We start from the raw sequence: 21453 nt of genomic DNA on the forward strand, positions 1-21453 counted from the left end.
AAGCCGAAAGGTGTTTGCTATAGGCTGCGCCACTTGCTGAAGAGCATCCGTTCCCCGGTAGCTCAGTGGTAGAGCAACCGGCTGTTAACCGGTTGGTCGCTGGTTCGAATCCGGCCCGGGGAGCCAATCATTTCAAGAACTTAGCCGAACTTGAAAATTTGCAAATAGCGGCTGATCTACAGCATATCTACAGAAACTGGTTTCGCTAGAGGACCGATCTCGCCCAGTGGTAGGCGAATCATCTAGCTGTCTTTGGGTGGCGACCTTTCCGAGGCATACTAAGAGCAGCCGCCCTTCATGGCGGTAACCGTCAATACAGGGCCGCGACTGAATTCGTTTGTCGCGCTTCCCAAGCGACACAACAGGATGAATCACTCGTTGTCGCGATCCGATAATGGGCTTGCCAGACGCCACGGTCCCCTTGGACGCAAACGAGGGCATCTCGTTGCCGGAGAAAAACGATCCTGGCTGTTAAATTTACCTCTCCTTTGTCGATCCTTGATCACTACGAATTGACCGAGGAAGGTAAGAGATATCGGGAGTGGTGCGTACCGGCGGATTTTATTCGAAAGTTCGCGATTGTTCAAAAGGCGCCAAAGCAAACTTAATCCAGCACTTGATCCGCAGTCGCGCCTTGACTGGCGATCACCAGCTCGATCACCGCTGGTGGCGCCGCCGTACCGAAGCGGCGACAGTTTCATCGGAAACCACGACACTTCGGCAAAGCCCGTCTCGCAGGCTCTTGCCATGCGGCGCCACTTATAGATCAGGCTGGTCGCGACATCGTACTGACGCGCCACCGCCGCCACATTGGCCCCGGCGCGAATGCCGCGGCCAGTATCCGGCACTGATCCTCTTCACTCCAACGACGACGGCGCTCCGGCCCGGTCAATATCGTCATCTGGCTCATGCTGTGCTGCTGACTACGCTCGTAAGGACGACCTCAAGAGCGGAGCCTCGCTACCGGGCCATGTTCGTGCAAGGCGGCCCTCGCCGGAGGCGTACTACAGTCATGGCGGCTCTCTCGAATTGACGTCACGAAAAGCTGTTGTCACCAAAGCAAACTAGTCCATCGAACCGCCGGCTTTTGACACCGTCGCTCGCATGATGCGATCTGAAATCATCGCAACGAACGCAATCGAAAGGCCCGCCACCAAGCCCAGGCCCGCGTCTGCTTTACTCAATGCGATATAGACCTGCTGTCCGAGATCCTTTGTACCGACCAGTGCCGCCACCGGAAGCATCGAAAGGGCAGCCATGATTGTCTGGTTCGCACCAAGCACAACGACTGGCTTGGCGACTGGCAACTCGACATGGATCAAACGCTGCCATGCGGTGCATCCGATCTGCCGCGATGTCTCAACAAGATCTGCTGGCACGCTTCTTATCCCGTATTCCACGTACCGGATTGGCGGCACGATCGCATACAACGCAATGGCAATCAGGCCGGTGAGTTCGCCCACCTGAAAAAACATCAAGGCAGGGATGAGAAATATAAACTGCGGCATTGTCTGAAGAGCGTCACATACCGGCTTCAAAACAGCGGAAAAGCGATCGCTCTTGGCTGCTGCCACACCCAGAAGTCCGCCGACAAACATGCATATCAGCACGGCAAGAAGGCACAGATAGAGGGATTGACCGAGCGGGCCGTAAAGGCCCGTGCCAATGATGAAGCACGTTCCGAGGCTCGCCAGAGACGCCAGACGCGGGCCACTGACCGACCACGCCAGAGCAGTGACGACGATGACAAACGCCGGCCAAGGAAACCCATTGAAGCCCAGCAGCAACAATGTCGAGCCGATCAAAACGCCGGCGGCAAGTTGCCATTGGCCTCTGAACCACAGCCAGACCGCGAGCGCCAGCGACAGTCCGCAGTAAATGGTGCTGACCTCAACTGTCCAGGCAAACCCCCATGTGAAGGGCGTTACGGCGCCAACCAGACCAATACGAAGCGGCAACATGAAATGATACAGGACGAACCCCTTGAAGGCGTCCAGCGGTGCGGAGAACTCTTGCACCAGCCCGATAACGGCCCGGTTCAAGCCAGACGGGTCGATAACCCCCTGCGCTCTATCAGCCCAGACCATGCTGGATGGCGAGGCATGTAACAGGAGCGCAACAAAAAGAGGCACCGCCAGGATCAATGCAGTTCCAAGACCCTTTCGCAATATCGTCGGTGCTCGGTCGCGCGGCGGCTGGGCCATGCCGAAGGTGATACGGTCAACGACCATGGCCAGGACCGCTATTACGAGGCCGGACAAGAGGCTCTGACCAAACTCTGCCTTACGCATGGAGTTCAGCACTTCCCAACCGACATCGTTGAATCCCCCGATGATGGCAGCCATGATGACCATGCTGAAGGCCGCCATCGTTGTCTGATTTATCCCGGTCAGGATCTCGCGTTTTGCGGTCGGCAAGATGACATGCCAGAACCGTTGCAGGCGCGTGCAGCCCGCCATGCTACCCGCTTCAACAAGTGAGGGAGGAACGTGCTCAAGCCCGAGCATGGTGCAGTGGACCATGGGGGCGACTGCATAGACAAAACAGGCAATCAGGCCGACGATCGGTCCGAAACCGAAAAGCAGCAGCAGCGGGATCAGGAACGCGAAGGCCGGCACCGTCTGCAACAGATCGAGTACGACCATCGTGACGCCGCGGACGTGCCGCGATGAATGGGCAGCCACACCGAGCAGGAAGCCAAAGCCGACTGCCAACGGCACCGCCAGTGAAACCAATGACAGGGTATTCATGCCCTGTTCCCAGTAGCCGGCCATCACCACGTAACCGAGCGTTACCGTGGTAAACAACGCGAGTTGCCAACCTCGTGCCAACCAACCCAGGACGGCGAAGAAGAGGATCATAGCTGGCCAAGGCATCCATTGGAGCGCTGCGCTGCAGGCATTCAAAGCTGCTCGCAAAATGGTGGCCAAGACCGCGCAGATTGGGGTCAGCAAAGGAATCAGGAAACCAAAGACGGAGTTTATGATGGATGCTACTGGCAGCAACCAAGAGCTTGGATAGGTCACGAGCCATGGCAAGGCAGGCCGCATTGCGATGCAAGCCGCGATGAAGGCCAGAACGACGAGCCACAACAGCTGTCTCGATTTTATCGGCAAGCTTTCGTTTGGTGCAAACACAGCCTGGTGAGCGCTCACGTTGCTCCCCGCTGTATTGTGTCATTTGCCAGCACTTTGGCGATGATCTCGGATCGCAAAAGGCCCACCCGACCTTCCCCTTCTCGCGTAATCACAAATGATCGGGTGCCGGCAATGCTCTGAGGCAACAGAGCCTCGATCGGCACGGCCGCATCGATTTCGCGAACATTTTCACCGCCCGTCCAGTCGGTGGGGATCGCCTCCATCACGGAGCCAGCAGTCACCACCTTCGTCAGCGAGACCTCCTCGGTGAAGCTTGCCACATAGGAGTCGACCGGGTGAAGCATGATCTCGGCCGGTGTTCCGATTTGAATGATCCGGCCTTCCCGCATGATTGCGATTCTGTCCGCCAGACGAAAGGCCTCCTGGATGTCGTGGGTGATGAACACAATCGTCTTTTGCAGCATGCGCTGCAGCCGCAGAAACTCGTCCTGCATCTGGCGCCGGATGAGCGGATCGAGGGCTGAGAATGGTTCGTCGAGGAACCACAGCTCGGGATTGACGGCGAGCGAACGAGCTATGCCAACGCGCTGCTGCTGACCGCCAGAGAGTTCGTGCGGCATGCTGCGCTCGCGCCCTTGCAGCCCAACCAGCGATATCATTTCACTTCCGGTTTTCATGCGTTGGGCCAACGGCATCCCCGCCATTCGCAGCGGAAACATCACATTGTCGAGTGCGTTGAGATGGGGGAGCAATCCGAAGCTTTGGAAGACCATGCCCATGACTTTGCGCCTGACTTCCACCAATCGGCGTTCGGTGGCGGACAGGAGGTTTTCCTGGCCCAGCCATACCTCACCATGTGTTGGCTCGACTAGGCGCGACAGGCATCGGACCAATGTGGATTTGCCTGAGCCGGAAAGGCCCATGACAACGAAAATCTCGCCTTGCTGAACGTCGAAGCTGACATCCGCCAGGGCAAGAAAATTCCCACTCGCCTCCAGTCGGCGCTTGAGCGCGGCGACTGGCTCGGTCGATGAGAACGCCAGCTCAAGCGCCTTCGCCGGTCGCGGCCCATATATCTTCCAAAGATTGCGAGACCTGAGCTTGGCGGTCGCCTTGCCCGGAGTCTCCGATCCACCATCAGGATTGGTCATATCCAACTTTTCTTCAACCGGTTGCGGAGGGATGACGACCAATCACAGCTTCGACGGCTGCGATTGGCCTCGCTCAAAATCAGTTCTGAGCCGCCTTCACCCACCCCTGCCAGTCGCTCTGGTGCTCCTCGATCCAACCGTCGACAGCCTGATCGAGATTCTTGCCCTGCTTGTCGACGGCATAGATCATCTTCTGCTGGTCGTCGGCATGGATCTGAAGTGATTTCATCAGCTCATATCCGGCCGGCCATTTCTCGTGGAACCCGGCCCACACAACCTTGATCACCGGCGGCGCTACGATGCATTCGGCGGTGTTCTTTTCGTCGCAAGGCGGCATTTTGAGCCATTCCACAGGCACTTCGGCCAGCACCCAATGCGGCGCCCAGAAACGCATCAGCAATGGCTTGTGAGCCGCCACGGCCGCCTGCAACTCAGCGACGAGCGCACCCTCGGATCCAGCTGGCACGGGCGTAAATGGAATCTCCGCATTCTTCAGTTCCGGACCGCTCGCCGATCCCCAATCTGCCGGGTAATCCAGAAGGCGCCCATTCGGGAACGTTTCCGGCGTTGCCAGCGCCTGTACGCAGGCTGGATCCTTCAAGGCAGTCCAGTCGGGCAATTGCGGGCAGACTGTTTTGGTGTCTGCGGTGTAGAGCCACCCGTCCTTTGTTTCGAGGCCGAGTTCGCCTATCTCCTCGAGCTTTCCGTCGGCCTTGGCCTTCGGGTAGACATCACCCAGATTGCTCGGCCAGACCTCTGGCGACACGGACAGGCTGCCGCTTGCGATACCGGTGAACTGGGGCAACGTGCCGGCAGTGATATATTCCACTTTGTACCCGAGCTTTTCCAACAACTTGCCGGTGATATGCGCGGACAGGTTCTGGCCGGTCCATTCGTTGATAGCGATCTTAATCGAGGTATTCGTGTCGCCTAGCGGCTTTGCCATCGCCGGCGGGGCGATGGCGAGACCTGCGGCAAGCGGCACCGTGCACAGTGCAATTTTACGACCGATCATGATTTCTTTCTCCCATTGTCATTTGTTCTTTTTGTCGAAGTCCGATTGCGCAGTGTTCATGCATCGAGATGGCGCGTCGGAGCGCTGACAGGCGCAAATATTCCGGCAAGCATCCCGCCATCGACAGGCAGTTCGGCCCCGGTCACGAGCCGCGCTGCGTCGGACGCCAGGAAAAGAATCGCTTCCGCGATGTCCAATGGGACCGGCAGCTTGCGCATCGGCACCACCCCACTCAAACCGGCCACCGCCGCTTCGCGGCCGCCGACCTCCTGGGCAAAGCTCGCAAGCATTTCTGAGTCGACATAGGTTGGATGAACCGAGTTACAGCGAACGGGCAGCGCCTTCGCGGCGCAGTAAATGGCGACGCCCTTGGTCAGCATCCTGACCGCGCCCTTGCTGGCAGCATAGGCAACCGCGTCATCCGCAGCGATGTTTCCGTAGATCGAAGAGATGTTGACGATGGCACCGGAATTGCCCTTTTCCTTCATAACCGCCACGGCGGCACGGCAGCCGAGGAAGGTTCCGGTGGCGTTGATGTCAAACGTCCGCTGCCATTCTGCCAGCGAGTAGGTGATGAAATCACCGTCGCTCCAAATGCCCGCGGAGTTGACCAGGATATCGAGCCTGCCGGCACGCTTCACGATCGTTTCGACAGCGCTGGACCAGGAATCCTCGTTGGTCACATCGAGCGGGACGTATGACGCAGATGTTCCTATGGCGGCGGCCGCCGCCTCCCCGCGGCCGCTATCGATATCGCCGAGGAGCACCGTGGCGCCCTCTTGCGCGAACAGCCTCGCCGTTTCTCGGCCGATGCCAGAGGCTGCTCCGGTGATGAGGGTTACTTTCCCGGCTAACCGCGCGGCCATGATGTCGTTCCTTCGAATTGAGCTCCCTCAAAGCGTATTCAGCCATCCAGAGCCCAACAATGGTGCCAACGGTCACCATTCGCAGAGCAGGCCGATCCGAGACGCGACCAACCTTCAGCCCAACTGACGGCCGGGATCTGTCCGCGACAAATGCTCTTCCCAACGGATGTGAGGGATGCGGTGGGTCAGGTAGTCGCTCACCTGTGCCAGGGCCTCGAGCGCGGAAATCCTTGCCGGTCGCAACCCAAGCCTCAGCCAAAGGCCATCGATGATCGTTGTTAGGCCAAGCGCGACGGCTTCACATTGATCGGCTGGAACAAGCTCGGACAAGGCGCTCATCAAATTCGAATGCATCCGGGCATGAACGACACGCTGGATTCGCGCGAGTTGCGGCTCGCGCGGAACCTCAGCGCAGAGCGCCAGCCAGGCGTGACAGATTCCAGGTGTGAAGAACGCTGTGCTGAAATTGCCCGCAATGATCGCCCACAGTCGTTCTTCGGGGCTACGTGCCAATCGCATCTGGCGGATGACTTCGTCGCGCAGCAGCGAATTCGAATGGCGCATCGTGTGCTCGAAGAGCTCCTGCTTGGTCTTGAAGTAGTGATGAACAATGCCTTTCGAGGCCCCCGCCTTCTGGGCAACCTTCTCGATCGTTGCGCCAGCCATCCCCTCGCTTTGGAGGACCTCAAACGCTGCGTGCCGCAATTCGCGGCGCCGAATGTCACTGATTTTTGTCAGGCTCATAGGGTGACATTGACATGTCTGGCCAAAAGGATCAAGAATTGGCCAGTTGACCAATTTTTAGGCCAAAGAGCCAAGGGAGGAGAGATGAATATTCATTCTCCGATTAGCAGGCTTGCTCCAGATCGCGGCCAGAGTCGGTTCGAAATGCCGAACAGCATGGCAAAGCTTGGTTTCTGCACCGCAATCGGACGCGCCAGTGCGGCGATCGGCGAAGAAGATTTCTACGACCGAATGCTCGATGTGATAACCTCCTTGGTCGAGGCCGATCAGCATTCCCTGGTCCGGTATTCGAATTCGGGAGCGCCGGACCTGATTATCCCGCGCGAGATTCGCAGCGAAGTTGCAGCACCTTACGCATCCGGTCTCTATGCGCTCGACCCATTTCACGACTATTGGCGAACTGTCGGTTTGCCGGCTGTGTGTTCCTTGCGCCGGCTTGCCCCGGCGGAGATGTGGAAGAGCCGCTACGCTCTGGAGTTCCTGCGCGCCGCCAGCATCAGCGACGAGATTGCGGTGTTTCTACCGCCAATAGGCGGCGCCAGTCCGACGCTCATTGTCGACCGTGCCGTCGGTGAGTTCACCGCGGCGGAACTGGCAAGAATAGACAACGCTTTTCCTTTGCTGGCCGGGCTGCATGATGCCCACCTGAAGGCGATCATCAGCCATGGCCTGGCCGCTGACGCGACTGAAAAACCATTGCGATTACTCGACCGGCGCGGCGATGAACTTGCCGCAAACGGCGCGTGGCGCAGACTGGTCGCCGCTCCAGACGGAGGATTGGTGGAGGCGCTGGTCGAGTTGGCCAGCTCCGGCAAAAGGCAAGCGCTGCTGCCCGATGGTCGGCTTGTCGTCAGATCACCCCTTGGCGCCGATTTCGGGGCAGCACCAGGGGGCCAATGCGACCAGGTCGAAGTTTCGGCAATGCCTGCGCCCCGTGCCGACCGCAATGCCTGGCTTTCCACCCTTACCCATCGCGAACGGCAAATTGTCGAGCTGACGCTCGAAGGCCACCCCATCGCCGGCATAGCGGATCGACTGGGCGTAAAGCGCGGAACGATCAAAAACCATCGTCTGCGCCTATATCAGAAGCTCGATATCACGACCGAACGCGAACTCTTTCTCACTTATGTCCAGCATTTGCGAGCGACTGGCGCCTGACAGTACTGGTCACTCCGCTGCGGAGCGAAACTCGACTTCAGATGCCCTTGGGATAGGCAGCCGGGTGCGGCCAAACCCGAGCGAACGGGCACGCTTCCGGCCCCGTTTGAGTTCATTCTCCAGCTCCGAGAAATAGATGTCCTGGTCTAGCTGCATGGTGTGGCGGGCCGACGCGTAGTAGCGGCTCATATGCTTCTTTTCATCGGTGACAATGGTGCGCTTCTGCTCCTCCACCGTGGGCAGTGCATAGTCACCCGCAAGGTATGCGGCGATCCATTTTGCCTGCCGATCCGCGAGCGCGAAAAGGGTGATGCTCGGTTGAGCAAGGGCGATGAAGAAGAGGTTCGGAATGCCGGGCTTAAGGACACGCTTGAATAGAGGCAAACGATTGCCGGGCGCCGAGATGAACGATGGATCGAAGAACGGAAAGCTGACCTTGTAGCCCGTGGCCCAGACGATGATGTCGATCTTTTCACGGCGTCCATCCTCAAACACGACGCTATCCCCGTCGAGCTCCCTGATGCCGGGACGAATTTCAATATCGCCGGAAGCAACCAGCGTCGGAAACGTATCCGAGACCGAGACGTGCGCTTCGAACACGCGATGGTCCGGCTTGGGTAGTCCGAAGTCTTCCATGTGACCGACCGCGAAGTGGAAAATCCGACGACCGACCCAGCGCTGCAGCGACAGCGGCAACCAGGGATACAGCTTGCCTTTGTCAGCAGGCTTGCCAAGTAGGAAGCGTGGGAAGATGTGCGCACCGCGACGGGTGCTTACGAACAGCTTCTTCGTGATATGGCGTGGGGACAGTTCATTGGCGATATCCATGGCGGAATTGCCCATCCCGACCACCAGGACGCTTTTGCCCCTGAAATCGAAGGGAGTGAAGGGGTCGCGGTAGCTGTGGGAATGAATCTGTACCCCGTCGAAGTTGCCTGGGTAAGCGGGCTCGGGCAAACGGGAATCCCAATGATGTCCGTTGCACACGAACAGCGCATCATAATGGCGCGTCTGACCGTCGCCCAACCGGACTTGCCAGATGCCGTCCGCGTCACGTTCGGCCTTGGCGACTTCGGTATTGAGCTTGACCTTACCGGACAGACCAAAATGATCCATGTAAGCCTTCAGATAGGAAAGCACCTGGGTGTGATGCAGATAGTGCGGCGTATCGGCAGGCATTGGAAAATCCGCCAACTGCAGTTGCAGCTTCGAGGTGTCTATGTGCAGGGACCTATAGGCCGCCGACTTCCCGTTGGGGTTCTCGAATGCCCACTGACCGCCGACGCGATCACTCATCTCGAACCAGTCGAAGGGAATGCCGCGTTGGGTAAGAGCCTTGGCGGTGACGATCCCGCTGCAACCTGCTCCGATAATGCAGCATTTGGGAAGGGTATCTGGCTTCATGGCAATGGCTCCCGCAAGACAATCGTGATCGTGGCACGACCCTAATTCAGGCCCCGAGACGCCAACAATGGTGCCGACGGTCACCATCGGCGCCGCAGGTCAGCCATAGCGATGAAAGGAATAGTGACCGTCGGCACCATTGTTGCGGTAACGACTGGTGAAATAGCCTCCGCTGCAGACAAAATCGTTTTGCCGGAGCCATCAAATGACACTCGACAACCCGTCGCGGGAAAAGTCCTCTTCGCAGTTCCAGATGCCCCTCCTGCTTGCTGGACGACGCGCCGTCATCACGGGAGCCGCGCGCGGAATTGGCAAGGCAATCGCGGATGCGTTCGACCAAGCCGGGGCAACCGTTATCCGCCTTGATATCAATTCGTCAGACCAGGTTCACAGCTGTGACATTGCCGATGAGGAATCCGTCAAAAGCGTCTTGGCGAAGATTTCCGGCGACGGGCCGATCGATGACATCGTTCACGCTGCCGCCATCGGAGCCGTCGCTCCCCTGGCCGACATGCCCGTAGCCGACTTCCGGCGCGTGCTCGACGTGAACGTGACGGGCGCCTTTCTTGTGGCGCGGGAAGGATCGCGGCACCTGCGTCGGGGTGGCAATCTCGTCCTTATCGCATCTCAGTATGGTCTAAAGGGCTGGCCTCTTTGGGGCGCCTACTGCGCGTCCAAGGCGGGCGTCTTAAGGCTTGCCGATACACTTGTGGGTGAGCTCGCACCGCGCGGAATACGCGTGAATACGATCTCGCCGGGCAGCGTCGATACGGAGATGGTTGCGACAACAACGGCGAACATAGCGCGCCAATCCGGCACCGACCCGGCGGCAATTCGCGCCGGCTACGAGGCGGCCATCCCGATGGGCCGCTTCGCGCAACCCCAGGAAATCGCGTACGTCGCCGTGGCGCTCTGTTCGGGCCTCTGCTCCTACGTGAATGGGTCCAATATCGTGGTGGACGGCGGTGAGCTCTCACGCTGACTGGCAACCTGCCGCACCAGGAGATTCCAGCCCGGATGCCCAAAAACGCACCAAGCTCGCCGGCCTGTTGACAGTCGTTCGAGGCTGACGCCCACGATCAGAATACGCCTAGAGGTATCGGTTGCGCCTTGATCGGGAAGCCGATCGTTCATTGCGAAGGAGACGGAAGAATGGTCCAGCGAGTGATGATCACTGCGGGAGGTTCAGGCATTGGTTGGGCTATCGCAAAGACGTTCGCCGACAACGGCGCCAAGGTTCATATTTGTGACGTCGATGAGCGCGCGTTGCAAACTGTCGCGCAGACATATCCCAAGATTGCAGCAAGAAAAGTGGACCTGTCCGATGAGAAAGCGATCGACGATTGGTTCGACGATGCCCTTGGCGATCTCGGAGGCCTGGATGTTCTCATCAACAATGCTGGCACCAAGGGCCCTACCGGTTATGTCGAGGCACTCAAACTTCAAGACTGGAGGGAATGCGTAGGCGTCTGTCTCGACGCACAATTCTTGTGTGCCCGGCGTGCCGCGCCTGTCATGAAGACACAAGGTTCTGGCAGCATCATCAACATATCCTCGACAGCAGGCCTTTACGGCTACGGCCTTCGAACGCCCTATGCCGCGGCGAAATGGGCGGTGATCGGATTCACCAAATCACTCGCTGTGGAACTCGGCCCCTTCAGTGTACGCGCCAATGCAATTTGCCCAGGTTCCGTCAATGGAGCGCGCATGCAACAGGTTATCAAGGCTGAAGCCGCGAGCCGCAGCGTCACTGTCGATATCGTGGAAAGGGAGTACGTCCAATCTCAATCGATCAAGCGCCTTGTCAAACCGGAGGAAATCGCCGACATGTGCCTTTTCCTGGCATCCCCTGCGGCAAAGATGGTGACAGGTCAGGCGATAGCGGTCGACGGTCACACGGAGACATTCCACATCGGCAGCTGAGGAGTTCGTCGGCAGGTGGCCCATCTTTGTAAGGATCTTTGACGAGCGGCGCGTGAAGCGATCGCCAACGCCATCAGTCGCCGAGGACTAGACCATGCCCGTGGACAACGCAGAATGGACGATCTCGGCGCCGACGCGCGACCGCCTAGGTGAGAGCATCTTGTGGCATCCGGTAGAGCACGCCCTTTACTGGATCGATTTCTATGGCCCGACCGTTCATCGACAAAAGCAAGGTAGCGGCGTTGTCGATAGCTGGAAGATCGATCTCGGCGACACAATCGGGTCGCTCGTCCTAACGGACAAGGGCCTGCTTCTCGCCCTCGATCACGGGCTTCACCTATTCGATACCCGAACGGAAAAAACACGCGCGTTCGCCGATCCGAAGAATGGGCAAGCGAACCTTGTCTACAATGACGGCAAAGTCGATCGCGCCGGCCGCTATTGGATCGGGACGTACGACGTGTCCGAGCGGGACCCCAATGCTGTATTTTTCAGAATGGGTCCTAGCGCCAGCTGGGAAGTAGCTGACAAGGGTTTTGTCATATGCAACGGCCCTGCTTTTTCTCCGGACAACCGCAGGCTCTACTTCAGTGATACAGTCGGTCACCGCATCCTCCGTTACGATCTTGATGACAGCGGATCAATATCGGGCCGTCGGGTATTCTTCGCGTTTGCGAACAATGATGGCATGCCTGACGGCCTTGCGGTTGATAGCGAAGGCAATGTCTGGTGTGCGCTTTATGGCGGCAGCAAGGTCGTATGCATCGACCCTAAGGGTACACTCCGTCGGTCACTCTATTTGCCAGCCGCTTTTGTCACGAGCCTGTGTTTCGCGGGACCAGAACTCAAGACCCTATGCGTCACTACGGGTTGGGACAGCAGCACGACGGCGATGACAAAGGCAAACGATGTCGGTGGCGCAGTCTTCATGCGGTCTGTTGACATTGCTGGATTGCCCGAACCTATTCTAGCCCTCTAGGCCTTTGCTGATGGGTCACCGGACCGGCTGCTTTCGTGAGACACAAAGTGCAGGTCCGATGACCGGAATAGGCGCATTGCAGACATTCTGGGTCTGACCGTCTACGCGCTGGGAAGTGTCATCCCATTACATCGTAGAACGGAGAAGTGCCTGCATTTGTTCTGGCAGGTCGAGCTCACCGCGCGCCTCGATCTCCAAGAGATATCGGGCCTTGGCCAAGCGATCGCCTTCACCGACCGCAGGGTAGGCGCAGTTGGCCAGTAGCGCCTCCTCCTCCTCTCGGCCAGCCTTGAAGTGGTCGCTGCTGCGAATGCCCCTTTTGTAGACGGCATTTGCCGAACGCTGCGTACGCTGTCTTGTGCGCCTCAATCAGCGCTCGCAGGTCGATGGATGGTTGCCGGTCACGGCTCACCAGGTCTGTATCGTGAGCGTTTGCTGGAACGGTCGAGGCGGCTACTGCGCAACCGGAAAGGAAGAGTAAGGCGCGGCGGCTGATCCTGGACGTGGTGAACGCTCCTCTTCTCATCACAGCAGGCCAGAGCGGATGCCATGAACACCACAGGCATTATAACATGACGGTTCGCGCATTCATGTCAGCATGGATTAACCCCTGACGGCGTTTCAGCTAGCGGGGACGCTTATCGGGCTGAGGCGCCCGCGTCGTTAGTAGGCGTCGAAACAGCAAGCTCAGACGTGCGGCAAGCTTACCGCGAACGCGACCTCAACGCGGACGAAGGACTTCGGCAACCTTGTGCGATAGGGATATCTCAGCAGGCAAGCCAGCGCTCGGCCCGCCATCCGACGGCCGACGCTGGCGCGTGGCCCACCGGATCGCAGGAGCGTCGCCCGTGCCAACGTAATCGACTGACAGAGCCACCAAAGCACGGCTATGTTTGGGTGCCATCGACTTAACAACCAAGTGGCGTTCCGCTGGAAGCCCGTCTCGTAGAGATCTTGTCCGCACACGCGCCTCCCGGCCTAGGCTCCTGCTAATTGTGCCGAGGCACCGCACATTGTACTAATGCGCTGTAACAGCTGCAAAATCGCCAGTTCTGCAATGTGCGCGCAACCCGCATACATTGCGAAATCATCTTATAACACATTGAAAAACAACCGACCGTCCGGAGCACAATGCGCTCCCTTTTATCCTGCCATCTCAATCTGTTGTGTGTTGTGTTTGGCGACACTTGCAACCATCGTCGTTCCTCCTTCCGTCTACGATAATACACGACTCTATTCTCTGCACTACGATTCCGCTTTTAAACGTCGCGTTCCGGTGCGCCGTACAATCTTCCGCGCTCTGCGACGGTGTGGCTCGGCTGCATGGTTGCAGCGCTCGAACCGTCGTGGCGCACTTTTCCATCGGACTGACGGAGTATCGTCACAGGCAATCGAGCGCGGTCCGGCCGTCTCATCGTCGGCGCGGCGGCAGGCAAGATAACGTGCGTTCCGTCGTTCCTGGTCTGCATCGGTTCTCATCCGTCGGGGCGTCCATCAGCGTGCGGGCGCCATGCGTTTCAACCGCCGTCGCGCCGCTCATCGATGCGCTCCGAGCAGGCGTCGATCCTTGATGTGGGCGCGTTGCGGGGCGTCGGTGTCAGTCATGGCCGCGTCGCCGACATAGAACGTGCCGTCGCTCCACATGGCGTGCATGATCACCGCTAGCTTGCGCGCCACAGCGACAGGCCTTGCGATGGCAGGAGCGTTTGGGCGACCTCCCGGCCCCAGCTCTTGACCTTGTCCCTTCCCGACGCCGCCTCGTAGAGCGGCGCCGCACGTCCGCATGGCGGAGAATGTACTATAGTCATTGATTTCATGGTCTTCCGTTAGGCCAATAACGAATGTCTCCCGCATCATTCCGTATGGTTTCGCGTGTCGACGCTATCCACCGCTCTCGAAGAGTCGGCTTCAATTGCGGGGATGTGCCCTCATGCCGTGGTCGTTGCGAATATGATCAGCGGCCTTCTCCGCAATCATGATCGCCACGCCATTGGTGTTGCCGGAAACCAGGTTAGGCCCAACGGAATTGTCGCAGATACGCAAGCCCGCGATGCCATGCACCCTTAGCGCCGCATCGACCACGGACATGTCGTCGTGCCCTATCTTGCAGGTTCCCATCGGATGCAAAGCGGCATGGGCCTGTCTCAACACATAGGCGCGAACATCATGGCGGGAGCGAAGATTACCAGGTGCGTATTCCCGCTTCAGATGCCTGGTGATGATTGGTTGCGACATGATCTCGCGTCCGTACGCGACGCCTTCGCACATGACGTCGACGTCGTATTCTTCGGCGAGGTAGTTCGGCTTGATGTAGGGCAGGTCGAGGGGATCGCCGCTGCGAAGTCCGACCCAGCCGACGGATTTTGGTCTGGTCTGGCAGATGTTCAGGGTCGTGCCATTGCCGCCTGGAACGGTGTCCACGCCCTCTTCGATGCCGGCTCCCGGCATGAAGCAGCACTGCAGATCCGGCCGGTCCTCGTTGAGCGAGGAACGGAAAAAGGCGCCACCCTCCACGACATTGGCTGTGCAAGGGCCCCTGCGGAACATCAAATACTCGAGGCCGGCGGCGGCCTGCCAGAAAGGTTTCTTGTATTTGTCATAGCTGAAGGGGCCGTTCACCTCGTGAATGATGGACACTTCGATATGGTCCTGCAGGTTCTGTCCGACGCCCGGCAGATGATGGACTGGCTCGACGCTGTTCTGTTTCAGATGGTCGGCGTTGCCGACGCCGGAGATCATCAGTAGCCTGGGCGAATTGATGGCCCCCGCCGTCACAATGACCTCGCGGTTCGCCTGAAGCCTGATTCGCTTTCCCCTGAGCATGACTTCGACGCCAACGGCGCGCTTGCCTTCGAAGAGGATGCGCAAGACACGGGCAGCGGTCTGAACAACAAGATTCTTCCGCTTGCGGGCCGGTTTGAGATAACTCACGGCAGCACTTCCACGGCGGCCTTTGCGTGAATTGATCTGGTAAAGGCCGCAGCCTTCCTGATGGCCCGAATTGAAGTCAGGGTTATACGGCAAGCCGGCCTGCTGGCAGGCCTGTACCCAGACGCGGCTCATCGGATGGGTGAATTCCTGGTCGGAGACCGGCAAGGGGCCGTCCGTGCCATGCATTTCATTGGCAAAACGATCGTTGGACTCGCAGCGTTTGAAATAGGGAAGGACATCGTTCCAACTCCATCCTTCCGCCCCAGCCGCCTGCCATTGGTCGTAGTCGCGCGGCTGGCCACGCAAATACACCATGGCGTTGACCGAACTGCCGCCGCCCAGCACCCTTGCCTGGACCATGGTCGGATTGGGATCTCCTCGATGGTCCGGCCCTGGAGCCCATGGATAACGCGCGACCAGCCTGCCCTGGCCCGTCTTGTAATAGGTCACCGGCAGATGAATCCAGGGGCTCCTGTCCGCAGGGCCCTCTTCGAGCAGAAGCACCGAAACATCGGGATCTTCGCTCAGGCGGGCGGCAAGGACGCATCCTGACGATCCACCACCAATGACTATGAAATCCGGCATGTCTACAATCCCTTTGGGAGCACCAAATCAGTGTCTCGCCTCTGTTGGCATCTTCCGTTCAGGCCAGTCTGGCACCGTGTCCGGTTCCATCGATTGCACGCCCGATCCCGAACTCCGCCGCAGCGATGTGTTGCGCTACCCGGAGCGACTGTGCCGCAATGGTCAGGGAGGGATTTATGGCGCCCGAGGTGGGCATGAAGGATGCATCCACCACGAAGAGATTGCGGTGGTCCCAGGACCGGCAATAGCAATCGAGCGCCGACTGCGCCGGGTCCTTGCCCATTCGGATCGTGCCGCACTGTGCCGCGGTGAAGTTGACAGGCAAGGTCTTGGCGAGGACCAGCGGAAAGCCGATGTCCCGCAGGATCCCCTTGACCTGCTTGTTGAGACGTCGATGGCATTCCAGATTGTTTGCCTGGACGGAAACGTGGACGTTTCCGCCGTGCAGCATCACGCGGTTTTCCGCCTTCGGCAAATCCTCGGACGTCGTCAGTATGTCGAAGCTGCGTCTCGTCAAAGCGCGGGCGATGACTTGGGGCATATGTTTGGCCCCGGCCACAAGCATGCCGGATTGCAGCTTGCCCAGGGTCTGCACGTTTCCCATCGGAAACGGATACCCCGGCTCGCCGTCGTAGAAATCATTGAAGGCAAGCGTCTTCTGGAATTTGGTCGGATTTTCCCGGGTCGACACCGCCATCATCGTGGTCAGGTTGTGCGTCATGTAATGACGGCCGACGACATCCGCGCTGTTCGCTAAGCCGGTCGGGAAGGCGCCGGCTGCCGAGCGCATCAGGATCAGCGCGGAATTCACCGCACCGGCAGACAGCACATAAATGCCGGCTGAAACGGTTTTGATGCTGTCCTGATGTTCGACCTCGATGGCATTGATCGAGCGGCCATCGCCAGCCAAAAGCAGGCGACGTGCGAAAGCACCGGTCCACAGCGTCACACGACCCGTCTTGAGGGCCGGTTCGATGCAACGCGTCTCGGCATCGTTCTTGCCGCCGACCGCGCAAGGAAAACCGTCACAGGTGCCGCAGCGCACGCATTTGCCGCCCGGATGCAGGTCGACGGCGACCGGAAGCGGGAAAGGATGCAGGCCTTTCGTTCGCAGACGCTCCTCGATCCGGGCGACATAAGGCTCCGACCCAACGGCCCCGTGAGGCAGCTGTCCCGAACGAGGCGGCTCCGTGGGGTCTGGCGAAGGGTCGCCGTGGACACCGAACAGATGTTCGGCCTCGGCGTAAAAGGGCTCCAGTTCCGCGTAGGAAAAGGGCCAGGCCGGCGATACGCCTTCGGCGTGTTCAACGGCCTCGAAGTCGCGCTCGCGCAGCCGCATCATCACGGTGCCGAAGAACTTCGTCGATCCTCCAACATTGTACCAGCTGGATGGCCGGAAACTCTTGCCCGTGCGGTCTTTCCACATCTCGAAAGGGCTGTACTTACGCTCCCTGAAGACCTCCCCGACGTTCCAGTTGTCGTCCTCACGCGGCACCGCCGCGCCTCGCTCCAGAACAAGAACATTCAGGCCCAGTTCCGCCAGCTGCTTCACCAGCGGACCACCGCCGGCCCCGCTGCCGACGACGACAACGTCGGGCGACGGCGCATTGCCACGCGTGGGCTTTTCCTGTGTGGGGGAAATGACGGTCACGCCTGCCACGCCCCCTCGGCCAGGGAGCGCACCGCGTTCGCCGCTCTGGTAAGCGAAACCCGATTGAGGTCGCCATTCTCGACCGAGCGGACAATGCGGGCCGCGACTTCGTCAACCTGGGGACCAGATGCCAGGAGCAACAGGTCGACACCTGCTTGCAGCGAGGCAATGGCGACATCTGGCACTGTTCGGCCGCGCAACGTGCCCGGCAGATCGATATCGTCGGAAACGATGAGGCCTTTGAAATGATGGGCGCCCCGCAACATCGCCACCACCTTGGCCGAGGAAGAAGAGGGCTCGTCGGGATCGATCGCATCGACAGGTATGGGGCCGGTCATGATTGCGCGCACGCCCGCCGCGATGACGGCGTCGAAGCATCGCAAACTCGGTGCGAGTTCGTCTAGCGCCGCCGTCACGGTGACAGTAGGGCTGTCGAATGGATCGACCGGAACATGGGGATGACCAGGGAAGTGCTTTGCCGTCGCGATCAGGCCCTCTTCCTGCACGCCGCGGATGAACGTGCTGGCGACACGAGCGACCGTGCCCGCGTCGACGGAAAAGGTGCGATCACGCAGCCAAGGATTGCTACCAGTCACCAGATCGACAACCGGCGCCAGAAAGAAGTTGACGCCGCAGAGCTTGGCGGCGCGCGCCGCTTCAGAACCGAAGTTTTTGACCGCTTCGTCGCTCATCTCCAGCACGTCGATTGGATGCGTCAGCTGAGGCCCGAAGTGGTGCAAACGATGCACGCCTCCCACTTCGTAGTCGACAGCGATCAGCACATTGCCGGCGAGCGCACGGGCATGGCTGGCATAAGCCATGAACCGTTCCAGGGTCTCACTCTGCCGCCGGTCGGGCGACATGCGGCGCGCCACATACTCCTCGCGCGTCGATCCAAGCAGCGACGCGACGCCGCCCGACCTGAAGAAGGACGCCGCATCGACGGTGAAGTCGATATCGCCGAAGGCCGGGAGCAATACGGCATAGGCGTCGCGGGAAATCTCGTTCATTGTCACGTCCTCAGTCTTTCAGCGTCGAGCAAATGCGGGCCGGCGTGGCGACGGCTTGTTCGGCAGAGGACCGGTTTCGCAGAAGGTCCGCAGCCTTCTCGCCAATCATGATGACGACCGAATTCAGGTTCCCAGAAATGACATCGGGCATCACCGACGCGTCGGCGATCCTGAGCCCTTCCACACCGCGAACGCGCAACTTCGGGTCGACCACCGCCATGGGATCGTTGCCCATTCGACAGGTACCGCAGGGATGCAGGCCGGGATGAGCCTGTGAGCGCACGAAAGTGTCGAAGTCCGCCGGAGTGGAAAGCGGTCTGGCTGGAATGTGTCCCTGATCCACATATCGGGACAGGACCGGCTGCTTCATGATGTCCTGGACGAGGCGGGCTCCGTCCGCCAGGCAGCGAATGTCGTCCGGGTGGGTCAGATAGTTCGGTACGATCCTGGGTTGTAGGCCGGAGTCCGCGCCCGCCAGCTCGATGAAACCCCGCGACTTTGGCCGTGTCTGCGAAACGCTGATCGTGCAGCCATTGCCGCCGGGCACGGAATCGACACCTTCCTCGACACCCGCGCCGGCAAGGAAGAACAGCTGAATGTCCGGATTGGCCGTTCCGTTCGAACTCCACCAGAAGCCTCCGGCCTCTGCGACGTTCGACGTCACCGGTCCGCTCCGGAACAGCAGATACTCAAGGCCGGCCTTGGCCGCCCACCACGGCTTCTTGTATTTGTCGTAGCCGTAGGCGTCAGAAAGGCTGTAGACGAGCGACATCTCCATATGGTCCTGATAGTTCTGCCCGACCCCCGGGAGATCGCTGACAATCGGAATGTTGTGCGCTCCAAGGTGGTCTGCAGGTCCTATTCCCGACAGCAGGAGCAGATGCGGCGTGGCGATCGCTCCGGCCGATAGGATGACCTCGCGCTCGGCCATGAGGTGATGGCGCACACCCCGCTCGATGAATTCGACCCCGATCGCGCGCTGTCCATCGAACAGGATGCGACGAGCCCTGCAGTTGGTCCTCAGATCGAAATTGGGCCGCCCCGTCGCCGGGCGGATGTAGGCAACTGCAGCGGAAGAACGCCGTCCGTCTCGAGTGGTGACCTGGTAGAGCCCAACTCCGGACTGCTCGCCCGAATTGAAGTCGGGGTTGTAGGGCAAACCCGCCTGCTGGCTCGCTTGGAGCCACACTCTGGTCAACGGGTCTATGTATCGAGCGTCCGAAACACCGAGCGGCCCCTGGCTGTTGTGTGCCGCGCCGTGAAAACGGTTGTTTCCTTCGGCGCGTTTGAAATAGGGCAGAACGTCCGCATAGCTCCAGCCATCGGCGCCGCGTGCAGCCCAGCCGTCGTAATCGTCGGGCACGCCGCGCACATAGAGCATCGCGTTGACTGAACTGCCGCCGCCGAGCACGCGTGCCTGGATCATCGTCGGGTCATCGGCGGGAGCTTGTTCGGCGCTGCGTTCGTAAGAGTATCGCGACAGCAGCGGCCCTTTGCACACCTTGTAGTAGGTGACCGGCAAGTGGATCCATGGGTTACGATCCGGCGGCCCCTGCTCGAACAGCGTGACATGGGTGTCCGCATCCTCCGTCAGCCGGCCAGCCAAAGCGCAGCCGGTGGAGCCGCCGCCGACGATGATGTAGTCGGGGTTCCGTCTCATGCTGGCTCAACGCCTGGGGGAGCGGCTGTGAGCTCAACAAAACTGCCTTCCCTGGTGATTTCAGGATCCATTGCTGTGGTCTTCGTCTTGTTCAGGAAACGGGAAACGGGAGCCACGATCTCTGCGCCGAGGACTTCACGCAGACCTCGGACAAAAGCACACCGCGCAGGCCTTCGTTTATGTCGGCAACCGGAACTGGAAGCGCGTTGCGCCAATTGCCGCCGGCCTCGAGCGCTGTCGCATAGTCCGAATAGAGAACCGCCAGCGCTTCGAGATAGGCTTCGGGATTGCCGGGAGGCAGGCTGACGGAGCTGGCCGCATCGGCGGTCATGTCCCGATGTCCACGGCGATAAATCAGATCGGCTTCGCCCAGCCGCGAAACGTGAAGTGTCTCCGGCGCTTCTTGCTGCCATTCAAGGGTCGCCTTCGTACCGACGATCTTGAACCGCAAACCGTTGCGGTGACCCGGCGCCGCGAGCGCGCACCACAACAGCCCGTTGGCCCCGCCGTCGAATTCCATCTGCACGACATCGGTGTCGTCGAGCCCGAAGGACTCGACGGTTTGCATCAGCTTGGCGCTGAGCGCCGTGCAGCACTGCGCCGAGACGAATTCGAGGATGTTGAAGGCATGTGTGCCGATGTCGCCCAACGCACCGGTCAGACCGGCCTTCGCCGGATCGCTCCGCCATGCAGCGCCCTTGCCCAGGCTTGAAACGCCATTGGCAAGCCATTCGAGCAGATATTCGACATACATGAACCGGATCTGTCCGATTTCCCCCGCGTGGATGCGGGCTCGGGCATCACGGACCATCGGGTATCCCGTATAGGTATAGGTCACGGCAAAGAACGTGTCGTTCTCTGCCGCCAGCCTTTGCAGTTCCCTGGCCTCCTCAGAGGAATTCACGAGCGGCTTGTCGCAAATGACCGGGATGCCCGCCTCGATGAAAAGCTTGCATGGCTCAAAATGCAGATGATTGGGCGTCACGACGATTGCGACGTCGATGGCGTCGTCTCGCGCCGCCTCCGCACGCACCATGTCCTGGAAGCTAAGGTAAGTGCGGTCTGCTGGGATGCCCAAGGCCTCTCCAGCCTCCAGGCAGGTTTGCGGATCGGAGGAAAATGCGCCCGCGACGAGATCAAAACGGTTTGAAAGGCGAATGGCCGCCCTGTGTATGCCTGCAAAGAACGATCCCTGGCCGCCTCCCACCATTCCGGCACGGAAGCGGCGCTTGCGCGGTATGTCGCTCGTCAGCGGGCCCATGAATATCTCCTCCAGCC

The 21453-nt window shown here is 59.7% G+C and carries 16 protein-coding genes, 1 tRNA gene and 1 pseudogene; 5 read left to right on the plus strand and 13 right to left on the minus strand.

Annotated elements, in window-relative coordinates:
- Positions 1 to 51 precede the first annotated feature (51 nt).
- Positions 52 to 126, plus strand: a tRNA-Asn gene (locus tag CK228_RS31325).
- Between the two features lie 245 nt (positions 127 to 371).
- Here CK228_RS31325 and CK228_RS35645 read toward each other — a convergent pair.
- The 6 genes from CK228_RS35645 to betI form a co-directional block, all read right to left on the minus strand.
- A complete protein-coding gene (locus CK228_RS35645; RefSeq protein WP_210202910.1) occupies positions 372 to 848 on the minus strand; it encodes a hypothetical protein in 477 nt (158 codons plus the stop codon).
- 216 nt (positions 849 to 1064) lie between these two features.
- Positions 1065 to 3155, minus strand: a complete 2091-nt coding sequence (locus CK228_RS31335) for an ABC transporter permease subunit (RefSeq protein WP_095790349.1) — start codon at positions 3153 to 3155, stop codon at positions 1065 to 1067.
- Positions 3152 to 4249 carry an ATP-binding cassette domain-containing protein gene (locus CK228_RS31340; protein ID WP_095790392.1) on the minus strand — a complete coding sequence of 366 codons (1098 nt, stop codon included), beginning with the start codon at positions 4247 to 4249 and terminating at the stop codon, positions 3152 to 3154. Before CK228_RS31340 ends, CK228_RS31335 begins: the two co-directional genes overlap by 4 nt.
- Before the next feature lie 79 nt (positions 4250 to 4328).
- Positions 4329 to 5264 (minus strand): ABC transporter substrate-binding protein, encoded by a 936-nt coding sequence (locus CK228_RS31345; protein WP_095790350.1) that lies wholly within the window; start codon positions 5262 to 5264, stop codon positions 4329 to 4331.
- 56 nt (positions 5265 to 5320) lie between these two features.
- The gene (locus CK228_RS31350) at positions 5321 to 6130 is read right to left on the minus strand and encodes an SDR family oxidoreductase (protein WP_095790351.1); all 810 of its coding nucleotides are present in this window, start codon (positions 6128 to 6130) and stop codon (positions 5321 to 5323) included.
- Between the two features lie 114 nt (positions 6131 to 6244).
- A complete protein-coding gene (gene betI, locus CK228_RS31355; RefSeq protein WP_095790352.1) occupies positions 6245 to 6874 on the minus strand; it encodes a transcriptional regulator BetI in 630 nt (209 codons plus the stop codon).
- Between the two features lie 84 nt (positions 6875 to 6958).
- Between betI and CK228_RS31360 the strand changes: the two genes are divergently transcribed.
- Positions 6959 to 8032 (plus strand): helix-turn-helix transcriptional regulator, encoded by a 1074-nt coding sequence (locus CK228_RS31360; RefSeq protein ID WP_245438154.1) that lies wholly within the window; start codon positions 6959 to 6961, stop codon positions 8030 to 8032.
- Between the two features lie 9 nt (positions 8033 to 8041).
- On the opposite strand, the gene CK228_RS31365 is transcribed toward CK228_RS31360, so the two are convergent.
- Complete coding sequence (locus CK228_RS31365; RefSeq protein WP_095790353.1) at positions 8042 to 9436, minus strand: NAD(P)-binding domain-containing protein; 1395 nt, start codon at positions 9434 to 9436, stop codon at positions 8042 to 8044.
- Positions 9437 to 9641: 205 nt separating this feature from the next.
- On the opposite strand from CK228_RS31365, the gene CK228_RS31370 reads away from it, so the two are divergent.
- The 3 genes from CK228_RS31370 to CK228_RS31380 all read left to right on the plus strand — a co-directional run bounded on the left by CK228_RS31370 (position 9642) and on the right by CK228_RS31380 (position 12338).
- Positions 9642 to 10418 carry an SDR family NAD(P)-dependent oxidoreductase gene (locus CK228_RS31370; RefSeq protein ID WP_095790354.1) on the plus strand — a complete coding sequence of 259 codons (777 nt, stop codon included), beginning with the start codon at positions 9642 to 9644 and terminating at the stop codon, positions 10416 to 10418.
- Positions 10419 to 10588: 170 nt separating this feature from the next.
- Positions 10589 to 11359: an SDR family oxidoreductase gene (locus tag CK228_RS31375; RefSeq protein ID WP_245438155.1), complete on the plus strand. Its 771-nt coding sequence runs from the start codon at positions 10589 to 10591 to the stop codon at positions 11357 to 11359.
- A gap of 94 nt (positions 11360 to 11453) precedes the next feature.
- Positions 11454 to 12338, plus strand: coding sequence for an SMP-30/gluconolactonase/LRE family protein (locus CK228_RS31380; RefSeq protein ID WP_095790355.1), 885 nt, complete (start codon positions 11454 to 11456; stop codon positions 12336 to 12338).
- A gap of 1536 nt (positions 12339 to 13874) precedes the next feature.
- Here the strand turns inward: CK228_RS31380 and CK228_RS31390 are convergent.
- The 6 genes and pseudogenes from CK228_RS31390 to CK228_RS31415 form a co-directional block, all read right to left on the minus strand.
- Positions 13875 to 14086 (minus strand): annotated as a pseudogene (locus tag CK228_RS31390) (IS110 family transposase); the annotation flags it as partial.
- Positions 14087 to 14246: 160 nt separating this feature from the next.
- Entirely contained in the window at positions 14247 to 15854 is a 1608-nt protein-coding gene (locus tag CK228_RS31395) for a GMC family oxidoreductase N-terminal domain-containing protein (RefSeq protein WP_095790356.1), read from the minus strand.
- Positions 15855 to 15912: 58 nt separating this feature from the next.
- Positions 15913 to 17505 carry a GMC family oxidoreductase gene (locus CK228_RS31400; RefSeq protein ID WP_245438156.1) on the minus strand — a complete coding sequence of 531 codons (1593 nt, stop codon included), beginning with the start codon at positions 17503 to 17505 and terminating at the stop codon, positions 15913 to 15915.
- Positions 17502 to 18515: a glycoside hydrolase family 3 N-terminal domain-containing protein gene (locus tag CK228_RS31405; protein ID WP_095790357.1), complete on the minus strand. Its 1014-nt coding sequence runs from the start codon at positions 18513 to 18515 to the stop codon at positions 17502 to 17504. The genes CK228_RS31400 and CK228_RS31405 overlap by 4 nt, the downstream gene beginning before the upstream one ends.
- A 10-nt stretch (positions 18516 to 18525) precedes the next feature.
- The gene (locus tag CK228_RS31410) at positions 18526 to 20175 is read right to left on the minus strand and encodes a GMC family oxidoreductase N-terminal domain-containing protein (protein WP_095790358.1); all 1650 of its coding nucleotides are present in this window, start codon (positions 20173 to 20175) and stop codon (positions 18526 to 18528) included.
- A 91-nt stretch (positions 20176 to 20266) separates the two neighbouring features.
- Complete coding sequence (locus CK228_RS31415; RefSeq protein ID WP_095790396.1) at positions 20267 to 21436, minus strand: Gfo/Idh/MocA family oxidoreductase; 1170 nt, start codon at positions 21434 to 21436, stop codon at positions 20267 to 20269.
- Positions 21437 to 21453: the final 17 nt, after the last annotated feature.

The organism is Mesorhizobium sp. WSM4312, assembly GCF_002294875.1.
In the GTDB taxonomy this organism is placed as follows: Bacteria; Pseudomonadota; Alphaproteobacteria; order Rhizobiales; family Rhizobiaceae; genus Mesorhizobium.